Source organism: uncultured Xylophilus sp. (assembly GCA_913776965.1).
In the GTDB taxonomy this organism is placed as follows: Bacteria; Pseudomonadota; Gammaproteobacteria; order Burkholderiales; family Burkholderiaceae_C; genus Xylophilus.
Genome location: CAJYQL010000084.1, coordinates 1 through 13,020, shown reverse-complemented (window position 1 = coordinate 13,020; position 13,020 = coordinate 1). Strand labels below are relative to the sequence as shown.

General features: G+C 68.5%; 13 protein-coding genes and 1 tRNA gene. 8 read left to right on the top strand and 6 right to left on the bottom strand.

The window, feature by feature from the left end; translation table 11 throughout:
• Positions 1 to 10: 10 nt before the first annotated feature.
• The 3 genes from pilB to QZ500_RS12505 all read right to left on the bottom strand — a co-directional run bounded on the left by pilB (position 11) and on the right by QZ500_RS12505 (position 2,895).
• A complete protein-coding gene (pilB, locus tag QZ500_RS12515) occupies positions 11 to 1,735 on the bottom strand; it encodes a type IV-A pilus assembly ATPase PilB (RefSeq protein ID WP_295855739.1) in 1,725 nt (574 codons plus the stop codon).
• A 120-nt stretch (positions 1,736 to 1,855) separates the two neighbouring features.
• Positions 1,856 to 1,932 (bottom strand) — tRNA-Pro (locus QZ500_RS12510).
• Between the two features lie 36 nt (positions 1,933 to 1,968).
• Positions 1,969 to 2,895 (bottom strand): polyprenyl synthetase family protein, encoded by a 927-nt coding sequence (locus QZ500_RS12505; RefSeq protein WP_295855812.1) that lies wholly within the window; start codon positions 2,893 to 2,895, stop codon positions 1,969 to 1,971.
• A 213-nt stretch (positions 2,896 to 3,108) separates the two neighbouring features.
• Here QZ500_RS12505 and rplU point away from each other — a divergent pair, with 213 nt between their 5' ends.
• From rplU to proB, 4 genes are all read left to right on the top strand, one after another.
• Positions 3,109 to 3,420 carry a 50S ribosomal protein L21 gene (rplU, locus tag QZ500_RS12500; RefSeq protein WP_288535058.1) on the top strand — a complete coding sequence of 104 codons (312 nt, stop codon included), beginning with the start codon at positions 3,109 to 3,111 and terminating at the stop codon, positions 3,418 to 3,420.
• 12 nt (positions 3,421 to 3,432) lie between these two features.
• On the top strand, positions 3,433 to 3,690 hold the full coding sequence (gene rpmA / locus QZ500_RS12495) for a 50S ribosomal protein L27 (RefSeq protein ID WP_295855738.1): 258 nt from the start codon (positions 3,433 to 3,435) through the stop codon (positions 3,688 to 3,690).
• A 97-nt stretch (positions 3,691 to 3,787) separates the two neighbouring features.
• Positions 3,788 to 4,861, top strand: coding sequence for an Obg family GTPase CgtA (cgtA, locus tag QZ500_RS12490; protein WP_295855737.1), 1,074 nt, complete (start codon positions 3,788 to 3,790; stop codon positions 4,859 to 4,861).
• Positions 4,862 to 4,936: 75 nt separating this feature from the next.
• Positions 4,937 to 6,088, top strand: a complete 1,152-nt coding sequence (gene proB / locus QZ500_RS12485) for a glutamate 5-kinase (RefSeq protein WP_295855736.1) — start codon at positions 4,937 to 4,939, stop codon at positions 6,086 to 6,088.
• An 18-nt stretch (positions 6,089 to 6,106) separates the two neighbouring features.
• Here proB and QZ500_RS12480 read toward each other — a convergent pair whose 3' ends face one another.
• Together QZ500_RS12480 and QZ500_RS12475 are read right to left on the bottom strand one after the other, a co-directional pair.
• A complete protein-coding gene (locus QZ500_RS12480) occupies positions 6,107 to 6,646 on the bottom strand; it encodes a CNP1-like family protein (RefSeq protein ID WP_295855735.1) in 540 nt (179 codons plus the stop codon).
• A complete protein-coding gene (locus QZ500_RS12475; RefSeq protein WP_295855734.1) occupies positions 6,633 to 7,289 on the bottom strand; it encodes an RNA pyrophosphohydrolase in 657 nt (218 codons plus the stop codon). Before QZ500_RS12475 ends, QZ500_RS12480 begins: the two co-directional genes overlap by 14 nt.
• A 157-nt stretch (positions 7,290 to 7,446) precedes the next feature.
• Between QZ500_RS12475 and QZ500_RS12470 the strand changes: the two genes are divergently transcribed.
• The 4 genes from QZ500_RS12470 to QZ500_RS12455 all read left to right on the top strand — a co-directional run bounded on the left by QZ500_RS12470 (position 7,447) and on the right by QZ500_RS12455 (position 11,299).
• The gene (locus tag QZ500_RS12470; RefSeq protein ID WP_295855733.1) at positions 7,447 to 9,192 is read left to right on the top strand and encodes a proline--tRNA ligase; all 1,746 of its coding nucleotides are present in this window, start codon (positions 7,447 to 7,449) and stop codon (positions 9,190 to 9,192) included.
• Positions 9,189 to 9,845 (top strand): lytic transglycosylase domain-containing protein, encoded by a 657-nt coding sequence (locus QZ500_RS12465; protein ID WP_295855732.1) that lies wholly within the window; start codon positions 9,189 to 9,191, stop codon positions 9,843 to 9,845. Before QZ500_RS12470 ends, QZ500_RS12465 begins: the two co-directional genes overlap by 4 nt.
• Positions 9,846 to 9,919: 74 nt before the next feature.
• Positions 9,920 to 10,162 (top strand): hypothetical protein, encoded by a 243-nt coding sequence (locus QZ500_RS12460; RefSeq protein ID WP_295855731.1) that lies wholly within the window; start codon positions 9,920 to 9,922, stop codon positions 10,160 to 10,162.
• Between the two features lie 99 nt (positions 10,163 to 10,261).
• A complete protein-coding gene (locus QZ500_RS12455) occupies positions 10,262 to 11,299 on the top strand; it encodes a tRNA-dihydrouridine synthase (RefSeq protein WP_295855730.1) in 1,038 nt (345 codons plus the stop codon).
• Here QZ500_RS12455 and QZ500_RS12450 read toward each other — a convergent pair.
• Positions 11,230 to 12,549 (bottom strand): hemolysin family protein, encoded by a 1,320-nt coding sequence (locus QZ500_RS12450; RefSeq protein ID WP_295855729.1) that lies wholly within the window; start codon positions 12,547 to 12,549, stop codon positions 11,230 to 11,232. The genes QZ500_RS12455 and QZ500_RS12450 overlap by 70 nt on opposite strands.
• Positions 12,550 to 13,020 lie beyond the last annotated feature (471 nt).

Sequence of the window (13,020 nt, the reverse complement as noted above, 5' to 3'; positions counted from 1 at the left end):
GCCCCGAGGGCTATTCGTTGGTGACCGCCAGGATTTCCTCGAGCGAGGTCACGCCCTGCCGTACCTTGTGCAGCCCTGCTTCCCGCAGCGAGCGGATGCCTTCGGCCCGCGCCTGTGCCGCGATCTCCGTCGCATTGCCGTCGCGCAGGATGATCGCCTGGATCGCTTCGGAAATCGGCATGACCTGGTAGATGCCGACCCGGCCCTTGTAGCCGTTGTTGCAGGCACTGCAGCCCACCGGCTTGTAGGGCTTCCAGGTGCCGTCGAGCTGCTCGGCCGTGAAGCCTGCCTGGCGGAGGGCCTTGTCGGGGATGTCGGCAGGCTGCTTGCACTGCGGACACAGCCGTCGCGTCAGCCGCTGCGCCGTGATGAGGATCACGCTCGACGCGATGTTGAACGGCGCGATGCCCATGTTGCGCATCCGGGTCAGTGTCGTCGGCGCATCGTTGGTGTGCAGCGTGGACAGCACCAGGTGACCGGTCTGGGCTGCCTTGATCGAGATGTCGGCGGTTTCGATGTCGCGGATTTCGCCGACCATGATGATGTCGGGATCCTGCCGCAGGAACGAACGCAGCGCAGCGGCGAAGTTCAGGCCGGCCTTCTCGTTCACGTTGACCTGGTTGACGCCCGGCAGATTGATTTCCGACGGGTCTTCCGCGGTCGCGATGTTCACGCCCGGCTTGTTGAGCAGGTTCAGGCAGGTGTAGAGCGAAACGGTCTTGCCGGAACCGGTCGGCCCGGTCACTAGGATCATGCCGTACGGCCGCGAGATCGCGTTGAGCAGGCGTTCCTTCTCCTCGGGCTCGTAGCCGAGGGCCTCGATGCCCATCTGCGCGCTGCTCGGGTCCAGGATCCGGATCACGATCTTTTCGCCGAACAGCGTGGGCAAGGTGCTGACTCGGAAGTCGATCACGCGGTCGCCGATCTTCAGCTTCATCCGGCCGTCCTGCGGCACCCGCTTCTCGGAAATGTCCAGACGGGAAATCACCTTGATGCGCGAAGCGAGCTTGTCCTTGATCGCGACTGGCGGCGAGGCGAACTCGCGCAGTTCGCCGTCGATGCGGAAACGGACGCGGTAGTTGTGTTCGTAGGGCTCGAAATGCAGGTCGGACGCCCGCAGCGCGAAGGCGTCGAGCAGCATCTTCTGCAGGAACTTGACGATCGGCGCGTCTTCGACTTCGGCTGCGAGCGTGTCGGGCGTTTCTTCCGGGGTAGGCTCCAGGTCGAACTGGAATTCCGAAGCCAGCATCGAGTCGAGCTGTTCTGCCGATGAGGGGCCGCTGGCTTCGAGCAGCCGTGTCAGCTTGTCGAACTCGGCGATCACCCAGTCGATGCCGAGCTGAGTGGAAAACTTGATCTTTTCGGCAGCTTCCTGGTCGGTCGGATCGGCGGTCGCGACGATCAGCCGGTTGTTGCGCTTGCTGAGCACTACCACACGGTAGTTCTGGCAGATCTTCGGATCCAGCAGGTCCTTGGGCAATCGCATCGGATCGATCGCCGACAGATCCAGCAGCGGTGCACCGAATGCGACCGACATCGCGTGCGCTAGGTCCGGAGGGGACACGACGCCGGAGCCGGTGAGTTCAGCGATGAAGCTGGTGCGTGCGCCCTGCGATTTCCGGAACAGATCTTCGGCGGTCTTTTGTGCAATGACACCGGCCGCCACCAAGGTTCTGCCCAGACCCGGAAGTGCCAGAGTGCCGGAATCGCGCGAGGCAGGATCGGCTGCAGCCATGAAGAGGAGAGTGCGGGAGGAGCTTGGGGAGGTGCATCCTACCATCGGGCGCGCTGCCCGCTGTGTGGCCCCTGCGCACGCTGCATGGCGGCAGGATGACCGGATTTCTGCTCTGAAATCTGGTCGGGGTGAGAGGATTCGAACCTCCGGCCTCTACGTCCCGAACGTAGCGCTCTACCAGGCTAAGCTACACCCCGTGTGATTGTGGCTGGCTGTCATCGTCGTTCCCGTGATCAGGAGCGGCGCGTCAGCAGCTGAGCCGCTAATTGTAGCAAACCTTTTGTGTGTGGATTGGACGGCAGATCTGCAATCGCATCGATCGCGCGTTGAGCCTCTGCCGCCGCCGCTTCGCGCGTGGCGTCGATCGCGCCGGTGTCGCGCACGATGGACAGCACGTCGTCGAGCGATCCTTCTCCGTTTTCGATGGCACTGCGGATCAGGGCGGACTGTGCGGGGGTGCCGCGCTGCATCGCGATGATCAGCGGCAATGTCACCTTGCCTTCGCGCAAGTCGTCTCCCAGGTTCTTGCCCAGTTCTTCCGACGTGCCGTCGTAGTCGAGCACATCGTCGATCACCTGGAAGGCGGTCCCGAGCGCCTGGCCGTAGGCGGCGCAAGCGCCTTCCAGGGAAGGCGGCGCGTCGGCGACGATCGCGCCGAGCCGGGCGCTGGCCTCGAACAGCTTGGCGGTCTTGGAGCGGATGACGCGCAGATAGCCTTCCTGGTCGAGGCCGGCGTCGTGCATGTTCATCAGCTGCAGCACTTCGCCCTCGGCGATGACGTTCGTGGCTTCCGACAGGATCTGCATGACCGGCATGCGGCCGGTGTCGACCATCATCTGGAATGCACGCGAATAGAGGAAGTCGCCGACCAGCACGCTCGCGGGATTGCCGAACACCTCGTTGGCGGTGGCGCGGCCGCGGCGCAGCGTGGAATCGTCGACGACGTCGTCGTGCAGCAGGGTCGCGGTGTGGATGAACTCGACGACGGCGGCGAGTTGGAAGCGCTGACCGTCGCGGCACCCGAGGGCGCCGCAGGTGAGCAGCAGCAGGGCGGGGCGGAGCCGCTTGCCCCCGGCGGCGATGATGTAGCGGGCCACTTCGCCGACGAGCGGGACGCTGGAGTCCAGGCGCTGCGCGATGACGGCGTCGACCTCCCGCATGTCGTCGGCGATCAGGGCGAGGATGTCGGCAGTGGTCGGTTCGGCCGGAGGTGCGGTGAGGACGGTCAAGGGAGGCAGGGGCGGGTCTGGGACCGCGCAAATTATAGAAACGACCCTGAAGGGCGGGGCGCTGGACGGCGCAGGTGGAGACAGAATGCTATAATCGCAGGCTCTGCGGAAATCCGTCTGCAGGACTCATTTCAAGAGGTTTACATGTACGCGGTCATAAAAACCGGTGGCAAGCAGTATCGCGTTGCTTCCGGCGAAAAAATCAAAGTAGAACAGATTGCTGCGGACGTAGGCCAGGAAATCGTGATCGACCAGGTTCTGGCAGTCGGCAACGGCTCGGAACTCAAGGTCGGCACGCCCCTGGTGTCCGGCGCATCTGTGACGGTTACCGTGCTGTCGCACGGCAAGCACGACAAGGTTCGCATCTTCAAGATGCGCCGTCGCAAGCACTACCAGAAACGTCAAGGCCATCGCCAGCAGTTCACCGAACTGCAAATCGGCGCGATCGCCGGTTAAGGAGCACAGGTCATGGCACAGAAAAAAGGCGGCGGCTCTACGCGAAACGGGCGCGATTCCAAGCCCAAGATGCTCGGCGTGAAGGCTTTCGGTGGTGAACTGATCACCGCCGGCTCGATCATCGTGCGCCAGCGCGGTACGCGCTTCCATGCCGGCCCGAACACCGGCGTGGGCAAGGACCACACGATCTTCGCACTGGTCGACGGCCGCGTGTCGTTCGGCGTGAAGGGTGCGATGAACAAGCACACGATCACGGTGACCCCGGCCTGACGCCGCACCCCGATCGATCCGCGAAGCCCCGCCTGGTCGGGGCTTCGTGCTTTTCGGGCCGGCCGTTCGGCGGCCCCTTCGGTAGACTGGAACGACCATGAAATTCGTAGACGAGGCCTATATCGACATCGCCGCGGGCGACGGCGGCAACGGCTGCGTGTCGTTCCGGCACGAAAAATATAAGGAATTTGGCGGACCCAACGGCGGCGACGGTGGCCGGGGCGGTCATGTATTCGCGGTGGCGGACCCGAGCCTGAACACGCTGGTCGACTTTCGCTTCTCCCGCCGCCACGAGGCCAAGCGCGGCCAGCACGGCATGGGCTCGGACATGTTCGGCGCCGCGGGCGACGACATCACGCTCAAGATGCCGGTCGGCACGATCATCACCGACGCGGAAACTGGCGACGTGCTCTACGAGATGCTGGTCCCGGGCGAGATCGTCACGATCGCCAAGGGCGGCGACGGCGGCTTCGGCAACCTGCGCTTCAAGAGTGCGATCAACCGCGCGCCCCGCCAGAAGACACCGGGCTGGCCGGGCGAGCGCAAGAGTCTGAAACTCGAACTGAAGGTGCTGGCCGACGTCGGCCTGCTGGGCATGCCCAACGCGGGCAAGTCGACCTTCATCAGCGCGGTATCGAACGCCCGTCCGAAGATCGCCGACTATCCGTTCACGACGCTGCATCCCAACCTGGGCGTGGTGCGGGTGGGTCCGGAGCAGAGCTTCGTGATCGCCGACATTCCCGGGCTGATCGAGGGCGCCTCCGAAGGCGCCGGGCTCGGCCACCAGTTTCTGCGCCATCTGCAGCGCACCCGGCTGCTGCTGCACATCGTCGACCTGGCGCCGTTCGACGAGGGCGTGGACCCGGTCGCGCAGGCCAAGGCGATCGTCGGCGAGCTGAAGAAATACGACGCGGCTCTGTACGACAAGCCGCGGTGGCTGGTGCTGAACAAGCTCGACATGGTGCCGGCCGAGGAGCGTGCGACGAAGGTCAAGGACTTCGTCAAGCGCTTCCGCTGGAAGGGTCCGGTGTTCGAGATCTCGGCGCTCACGCGCGAGGGCTGCGAGCCGCTGATCCAGGCGATCTTCCGCCACGTGCAGGCCGAGCAGGTGGCCGAGCAGCCGCCGGCCGAAATCGATCCGCGCTTCGCCGGCGGGACCGACGCGGGCTGACGCTGCCGGACGGTGCCGGTAATGCTCCTAATTTCATAGCTGTCTGTGCCCGAGGGACGGGCGCCGAAGGCCGATATGCTGAATGAAAACGCTGTTTCCGCGCTGCGCTCCGCACGGCGCATCGTCGTCAAGGTCGGGTCCAGTCTGGTGACCAACGAGGGCCGCGGGCTCGATGCCGCGGCGATCGGCGAATGGTGCCGGCAGCTGGCCGCGCTGGTCGGCGGCACGGCGGACGGCGAGCGGCGCGAGATGGTGATGGTGTCGAGCGGCGCCATCGCCGAGGGCATGAAGCGGCTCGGCTGGAGCACCCGGCCGCATGCGGTGCACGAACTGCAGGCGGCGGCCGCCGTCGGCCAGATGGGCCTGGCGCAGATGTACGAGTCGCAGCTCAGCGCCTGCGGCATCGGCAGCGCCCAGGTGCTGCTGACCCACGCCGACCTGGCCGACCGAGAGCGCTACCTGAATGCGCGCTCCACGCTGCTGACGCTGCTGCGGATGGGCGTGGTGCCGGTCATCAACGAGAACGACACGGTCGTCAACGACGAGATCAAGTTCGGCGACAACGACACGCTGGGCGCGCTCGTCGCCAACCTGGTCGAGGCCGACGTGCTGATCATCCTGACCGACCAGCGCGGCCTCTACACCGCCGACCCGCGCAAGGACCCGGCAGCGGAATTTGTGCATCAGGCCCGCGCCGGCGATCCGGCGCTGGAGGCGATGGCCGGCGGCGCCGGCTCCTCGATCGGGCGCGGCGGCATGCTGACCAAGATCCTGGCCGCCAAGCGGGCGGCAGGCTCGGGCGCCTCCACGGTCATCGCCTGGGGGCGCGAGCCGAACGCGCTGCTGCGCCTGGTGGCGGGCGAGTCGATCGGCACGCTGCTGGTCGCGCCGACGCAGAAGCAGCAGGCCCGCAAGCAGTGGATCGCCGACCACCTGCAGCTGCGCGGCGCAGTCACGGTGGACACCGGCGCCGTCGCCAAGCTGCGCGACGAGGGCAAGAGCCTGCTGCCGATCGGCATGGTGGCGGTGGAGGGCGATTTCTCGCGCGGCGAGGTGATCGCGGTGCGCGATCCGGCGGGCACCGAGATCGCCCGCGGCCTCGCGAACTACGCGAGCGCCGAAGCTCGTCTGCTGTGCCGGCGCGCCTCCGCCGATATCGAGAAGCTGCTCGGCTATGCCGCCGAGCCGGAGATGGTGCACCGCGACAACCTGATCGTGGTGCGGTGATGGCCGGCCCGGCCGCCGTCAGGGCGACCGGAGGGTGAGCGGATTGCGCAGGTCGGCGGCGATCTGCCGCGGGCTGCCGTTGGGGGCGGACTCGCGACAGACGCCGGCCTTGGCGATCGGCAGCGAATAGCGCGACGGGCCGGCATCGTGGAGCGATTGCCAGGTCGGCTCCCCGATCGGCTTCCAGCCGCCGTCGGCGAAATGCCGCGCATAGACCTTCACTTCGGCCGTCGCGCAGCGCACGCCTTCGTACATCGCGGTGACCGCGCCGCCGGTCACGCTGCGGGCGATGGCCACATAGCGCACCACGCCATCGCGGCCGAGGGTGATGGTGTCGGGATCGACCGCGATCACCACCGACGTGGCGTTGGGCAGGCCGACGACGATTGCGCGGCCGATGTCGAAGGCGGGCGGCGGCGGGGCCGCATCCTCGGGATAGCCGCCCTCGGGCGGCGGGACGAGCATGTTGGCGGCGAGGGCGCTGCCGGCGAGCAGCAGGCCGGCGGCGGTACAGGCGGCGCGGCGCAGGAGCCGGTGCCGGTTGTCAGCGAGACGCATGCGGCTGGTCTTTCAGGATCGACGCGGTGGCCGTGGACGGATCGGGATCGAAGGTGGCGCCCGGCGGCAGTTCTAGCGGGCCGATCGGCTGCGCGTGGTGGGCGTGTCCGGGCGCGTCGTTGTCGCGCGGCGGTCGCATGCTGCTGCGCAGGTAGCGGTTGCGCTGTTCGGGGCGCGGCAGGAAGCGGGCGAGTTCGGTCAGCGCCATCTCGTAGACGCCGCGCTTGAATTCCACGACCACGTCGAGCGGCACCCAGTAGTCGTTCCAGCGCCAGGCGTCGAATTCGGGATGGTTGGTCGCGCGCAGGTTCAGGTCCCAGTCGTGGCCGGTGAGCTGCAGCAGATACCAGATCTGCTTCTGGCCCTTGTAATGGCCGCGCGCGTCGCGCCGGATGTAGCGGTCGGGCACCTCGTAGCGCAACCAGTCCCGGGTGCGCGCGACGATGCGCACATGGTCCGGTTGCAAGCCCACTTCCTCGTGGAGCTCGCGGAACATCGCCTGCTCGGGCGTTTCTCCGCGGTCTATGCCGCCTTGCGGAAACTGCCAGCTGTGGGTCCGGATGCGCTTGCCCCAGAACACCTGATTTCTCTGGTTGAGCAGGACGATGCCGACGTTGGGCCTGAAGCCGTCCCGGTCGAGCATAATCAAACCCCAATTTTTTGAACTGAGTCCATTATGCACGCGGCTTTCGGCCCGGCAAGGACACCGCCTGCAAGGCCGGGAATCCCCTGATTCCGCGCGGTTTCCAGGCGTTCCGCACCCCCGGTGCGCCCCCCTTCGAACCCTGTTGCTGCCGCCCATGAAAGCGTCCCGATTCTTCGTCTCCACCCTCAAGGAAGCACCCGCCGACGCCGAGGTGGCGAGCCACCGGCTGATGATGCGCGCCGGCATGATCAAGAAGCTCGGCGCCGGCATCTACAGCTACATGCCGATGGGGCTGCGGGTGATCCGCAAGGTCGAGGCGATCGTGCGCGAGGAGATGGACCGCGCCGGTGCGGTCGAGATCACGATGCCCGTCGTCCAGCCGGCCGAGCTCTGGCAGGAAACCGGCCGCTTCGACAAGATGGGTCCGGAACTGCTGCGCATCCGCGACCGCCACGGCCGGGACTTCGTCGTGCAGCCGACCAGCGAGGAGGTGGTGACCGACATCGCCCGCCAGGAGCTGCGCAGCTACAAGCAGCTGCCGAAGAACCTCTACCAGATCCAGACCAAGTTCCGCGACGAGCGCCGTCCGCGCTTCGGGCTGATGCGCGGCCGCGAGTTCACGATGAAGGACGCCTACAGCTTCGACCGCAGCCCCGAGGCGGCCCAGGCGAGCTACCAGGTGATGACGGACGCCTACCGCCGCATCTTCGACCGCTTCGGCTTGCGCTACCGCGCGGTGGCGGCGGACAGCGGCGCGATCGGCGGCGACCTGAGCCAGGAATTCCAGGTGATCGCCGCCACCGGCGAGGACGCGATCGTCTACGCGCCCGACAGCGACTACGCGGCCAACATGGAGAAAGCTGAAGCGCTGGCGCCCACCGGCGGGCGCAGCGCTGCCTCGCAGCCGCTCGCCCGCGTGCGGACGCCCGGCAAGAGCACCTGCGCCGACGTCGCGGCCCTGCTCGGCGTGCCGCTGGCCACCACCGTCAAGTCCCTGGTGCTGGCGACCGACACCCTGAACGAGCCGGGCGAAGTGGCCAAGATCCAGGTCTGGCTGCTGCTGCTGCGCGGCGACCACGACCTGAACGAAGTCAAGGTCGGCAAGCTGCCGGGCTTCGAGGGAGGCTTCCGCTTCGCGACCGCCGGCGAGATCGACGCGCATTTCGGCTGCAAGCCGGGCTACCTCGGCCCGGTCGGGCTGCGCCAGCCGCTGAAGATCGTGGCCGACCGCGAGGTCGCGCTGATGGCCGACTGGATCTGCGGCGCCAACGAGCCCGATGCGCACATCACCGGCGTCAACTGGGGCCGGGACCTGCCCGAGCCGGACCTGGTGGCCGACATCCGCAACGTGGTGGCGGGCGACCCGTCGCCGGACGGCCGCGGCGTGCTGGCGATCGAGCGGGGCATCGAGGTCGGACACGTGTTCTACCTCGGCACCAAGTACAGCCGGGCGATGAACGCGACCTTCCTCGACGAGGACGGCAAGCCGCGCCACTTCGAGATGGGCTGCTACGGCATCGGCATCACCCGCCTGCCGGCTGCGGCCATCGAGCAGAACCATGACGAGCGCGGGATCATCTGGCCCGACGCGATCGCGCCCTTCACCGTGGTCGTCTGCCCGATCGGCATGGACCGCAGCGAGGCGGTGAAGGCCGCCGCCGAATCGCTGTACGCGGACCTGCTGGCCGCCGGGGTGGACGTGCTGCTGGACGACCGCGGCGAGCGGCCGGGCGCCATGTTCGCCGACTGGGAGCTGATCGGCGTGCCGCACCGGGTGGTGCTGTCGGACCGCGGCTTGAAGGAAGGCCAGGTCGAATACCAGCACCGCCGCGACACCGCCGCCACCAAGGTCGCGGCCGCCGACATCCTGGCCCATCTGAAGGGCCGGCTCGCCGCATGAACGGGCGCGCGGCCGGTGTGCCGCGCCGCGCGTGGCTGGCATCGACGACCGCGGCTGTCACGGGCGCCGTGCCGTGGCTCGGCCTGCCCGGGATCGCCCATGCCGGCGCCCAGCTGGAGGAGCCGCTGGCCGACGCGGTCCGCACCGCGCTCAGTGCCGCGATCGCCGCCAGCGCACCACCGATCCCCGAATTCGCCGATACCGCCTCGCGCATTCAGCACATGCGCTGGCTCTCGGAGATGGCCGAACGGCTGCGGCGCCGCATGCCGGACCGCGACAGCCGGGTCGAATTCCTGCGCACCGTCTGGTACGAGTCGCGCCGCGCCGGGCTCGACGTGTCGATGGTGCTTGGGCTGATCCAGGTCGAGAGCGCCTTCCGCAAGTTCGCCGTCTCCAGCGTCGGCGCGCGCGGCTATATGCAGGTGATGCCGTTCTGGATGCGCACCATCGGCCAGGGCGAGCCGGAACGGCTGTTCCACCTGCAGACCAACCTGCGCTTCGGCTGCGTGATCCTGCGGCACTACCTGGAGCGCGAGCGCGGCGATGCGTTCATGGCGCTCGGCCGGTACAACGGCAGCCGGGGCCGCGCGCCGTATCCGAACAGCGTCTTCGCGGCGCAGCGGAACTGGGCATTCGCCGACCGTGCGGGATGACGCAGGCTGACAGGCCGCCGGGCGCACCCGCGCAGACTGCAGGCTTCATCCACGCACACTGCACGACCACCGCCATGGCCCGCCAATCTTCCGGCTCCAAGAAATCCAAATCCTCCCGCCCCGGGCTGTACGCCAACATCCAGGCCAAGCGCCATCGCATCGCCCGCGGCAGCGGCGAGAAGATGCGCAAGCCCGGCAGCGAAGGCGCGCCGAGCGAAAAGGCATTCGAGCAGTCGGCGAAGACCGCCAAGCCCCGCAACAAGTCCACCCGCCACCACCGCAGCCGCCGCGCACGCTCGCGGCACCGCAAGGGCTGAGGGCCGGTTTCAGGCGTAAATCGGTGTTTCGCGCAGGTGCCGCCTGCGCATGAAGCTATCAAAAGGATAGCGAAGGCGGCCGGGCACAATGGCGGCCCGATGCATACCCGCGCGCCCCTGCTGCTCGCCCCGATGGAGGGGTTGCTCGATTTCGTCCTGCGCGACATCCTGACCCGCGTAGGCGGCGTGGACCGGTGCGTCTCGGAATTCATCCGGATCACCGACACCGTCCTGCCCGACCGGGTGTTCTACCGCTACGTGCCCGAGTTGCGCAATGGCAGCCGGACCACGGCCGGCACGCCGGTGCGGCCGCAGCTGCTCGGCTCCGACCCGGCCTGCATCGCCGACAACGCGGCGGCGCTCGCGCGGCTGCAGCCCGAAGGGATCGACCTGAACTTCGGCTGCCCCGCCAACGTCGTCAACCGCCACGGCGGCGGCGCGGCGCTGCTCGACACGCCGGAAGCCCTGTCGGCCATCGTGTCGGCGGTCCGCCGTGCCGTGCCGGACGCGCTGCCGGTCTCGGCCAAGATGCGGCTCGGCGTACGCGACGGCCGCCGGGCGGTGGAATGCGCCCAGGCGCTGGCCGAGGCCGGCGCCTGCGAGATCGTGGTGCATGCCCGCACCAAGACCGACGGCTACCGGCCGCCGGCGTACTGGGAGCAGATCCCCGCGATCCGCGCCGCCGTCGCGGTGCCGGTGGTCGCCAACGGCGAGATCTGGACCGTGGCCGATGCGCAGCTCTGCCGCGAGCGATCCGAAGGCACCGCGCTGATGCTCGGCCGCGGCATCGTCGCCGACCCCGGTCTGGCCTGGGCGATCCGGGCGGCCGACGGCGAGGCCGGCGTGCCGGCGGCGACCGGATGGGAGGCGGTGCTGCCGCAGCTGCAGAACTTCTGGGCGCTGGTGAGCGCCGCGTTTCCCGGGCGCCAGCGGGTCGGCCGGCTGAAGCAGTGGCTCAACCTGCTGCGCCGCCGCCACCCCGAGGCAGAGGCCGCCTTCCAGCGGCTGCGCACCGAGACCGAGCCGGAGGCCATCGACGCCTGGATGAGGGCGCAGGGCGCCGCCGGTCAGGGCGCGGGCGGCACCGCGGTCGCGCCGGCGGTCGTGCGCGAGACCAGCACCTGGTCGATCCGGTAGCTGTCCACGTCCATCACCTCGAACTTGTAGCCGCCCCAGGTCACGCTGTCGGTGCGGCGCGGCACCCGGCGCAGCATCACCATCAGGAAGCCGGCGAGCGTCTCATAGTCGTCGGGATGCGGCAGATCCTCCAGGCCGAGCGCGTGGCGCACGTCCTGGATCGGCGTCACGCCGTCGATCAGCCAGGAATCCGCGTCGCGCCGCACGATCTGGTCCTCGTCGAGCGGCGAGATCAGGTCGCCCATCACCGTGCTCATCACGTCGTTGAGCGTCACCACGCCGACGACGAGGCTGTATTCGTTGACGATGACGGCGAAGTCCTCGCCGACCAGCCGGAACTGGTCCAGCACCTCGGCGAGCGTCAGCCGGTCGGGCACGATCAGCGCCTTGTGCACCAGGCCCGGGTCGGACAGGGCGATCGGCTGGTCGTTGAGCGCGCGCTGGAACAGGTCCTTGGCATCGACGTATCCGAGCACATGGTCGATGTCGCCGTCGCAGACCGGATAGGTCGAGAACGGCTCGGCCGCGATGCGGGCCCGCACCACGCTGTCGGGGTCGTCCTGCAGGAAATAGGCGATCCGGTCGCGCTGCGTCATGGCGCTGGCGATGGTCCGGGTATCGAGCGAGAACACGTTGGCGATCACCTGCTGCTCGCTCGCGGCCAGCACGCCGGCGAGCGCTCCGGCCTCGGTCATCGCGAGGATGTCCTCGGAGGTGATGCGGTCGTCGCGCTGGGTCGGTAGGCCGAACAGGCGGAACAGGCCGTCGGCGGCGCGTCCGTAGATCCAGGCGAGCGGCTGCAGGATGCGCATCAGCGCGAGCATCGGCCGCGCCACCCGCACGGCGATGCGTTCGGGATCGCTCATGCCGAGCCGCTTCGGCACCAGGTCGGCGAACAGGATGAAGAGCGAGGTGACCAGCACGAACGAGCAGAGAAAGCCCCAGGTCGCCGCCCGCGGCGCCGCGGCCGGCCAGAGCGCGAAGGCGGATTCAAAGAACGGGCTGAGCGCGCCTTCGCCGACGATGCCGCCCAGGATCGCGATCGCGTTCTGCCCGACCTGCACCACGGTGAAGTAGGGGCCCGGCTGCTCCTGCAGGCGCATCACCCGCTCGGCCCGCGCCTCGCCCTCGTCGGCCAGCTGCCGCAGCCGCAGCCGGCGCGAGGCGGCCAGCGAGATCTCGGACACCGAGAAGAACGCACTCGCCGCGATCAGCAGCGCGATGAGGAAAAGACTGGAAGGCAGGGACATGGCCGCACGATTCTCGCCGGGCGCTGCGGTGCGTCGGTGAGCGGCTTTTACGCGCGGCGGCTCCACCCGAGGCTCATATGCCAAACGCCAACCGCAATCTCCGCACACTAAGCGCCAGCGCCAGCGCCAGCGCCAGCGCCAGCGCCAAGCGCAGCGTCGGCGCCTTACCCCGCCTATTCAGCGCAGCGCCTGTTCCAGCCGCCCCGGCCGCCGGGCCGCCCCAAGGCCCGGGGCAGCCTCCCCCTCCGGGGGTGGCTTTTCACGCCGGGGCAGCGGCGTGAAAAGCCGGGGGGCTACTGAATAAATCCGACCCGTCCCCGCCCCTGGGCCGCGCGCGGCAGGTCGTCCACCCGCAGTTCCGGCCGGCCGTCGAGCCGCGCATTGCCGAAGGCGACCATCAGCGCCCGCCGCATCTCGCGCGGCGCCAAGCCGGCCAGCCGGTCGAGCAGTGCGTCCTGCGGCGACTCGTCG

Excerpts from the sequence above, each read along its gene's own strand:
- pilB (WP_295855739.1), bottom strand. The coding sequence starts at position 1,735 with ATGGCTGCAGCCGATCCTGCCTCGCGCGATTCCGGCACTCTGGCACTT.
- QZ500_RS12505 (WP_295855812.1), bottom strand. The coding sequence starts at position 2,895 with ATGCGGGAGGTCGACGCCGTCATCGCGCAGCGCCTGGACTCCAGCGTC.
- rplU (WP_288535058.1), top strand. The coding sequence starts at position 3,109 with ATGTACGCGGTCATAAAAACCGGTGGCAAGCAGTATCGCGTTGCTTCC.
- rpmA (WP_295855738.1), top strand. The coding sequence starts at position 3,433 with ATGGCACAGAAAAAAGGCGGCGGCTCTACGCGAAACGGGCGCGATTCC.
- cgtA (WP_295855737.1), top strand. The coding sequence starts at position 3,788 with ATGAAATTCGTAGACGAGGCCTATATCGACATCGCCGCGGGCGACGGC.
- proB (WP_295855736.1), top strand. The coding sequence starts at position 4,937 with ATGCTGAATGAAAACGCTGTTTCCGCGCTGCGCTCCGCACGGCGCATC.
- QZ500_RS12480 (WP_295855735.1), bottom strand. The coding sequence starts at position 6,646 with ATGCGTCTCGCTGACAACCGGCACCGGCTCCTGCGCCGCGCCGCCTGT.
- QZ500_RS12475 (WP_295855734.1), bottom strand. The coding sequence starts at position 7,289 with ATGCTCGACCGGGACGGCTTCAGGCCCAACGTCGGCATCGTCCTGCTC.
- QZ500_RS12470 (WP_295855733.1), top strand. The coding sequence starts at position 7,447 with ATGAAAGCGTCCCGATTCTTCGTCTCCACCCTCAAGGAAGCACCCGCC.
- QZ500_RS12465 (WP_295855732.1), top strand. The coding sequence starts at position 9,189 with ATGAACGGGCGCGCGGCCGGTGTGCCGCGCCGCGCGTGGCTGGCATCG.
- QZ500_RS12460 (WP_295855731.1), top strand. The coding sequence starts at position 9,920 with ATGGCCCGCCAATCTTCCGGCTCCAAGAAATCCAAATCCTCCCGCCCC.
- QZ500_RS12455 (WP_295855730.1), top strand. The coding sequence starts at position 10,262 with ATGCATACCCGCGCGCCCCTGCTGCTCGCCCCGATGGAGGGGTTGCTC.
- QZ500_RS12450 (WP_295855729.1), bottom strand. The coding sequence starts at position 12,549 with ATGTCCCTGCCTTCCAGTCTTTTCCTCATCGCGCTGCTGATCGCGGCG.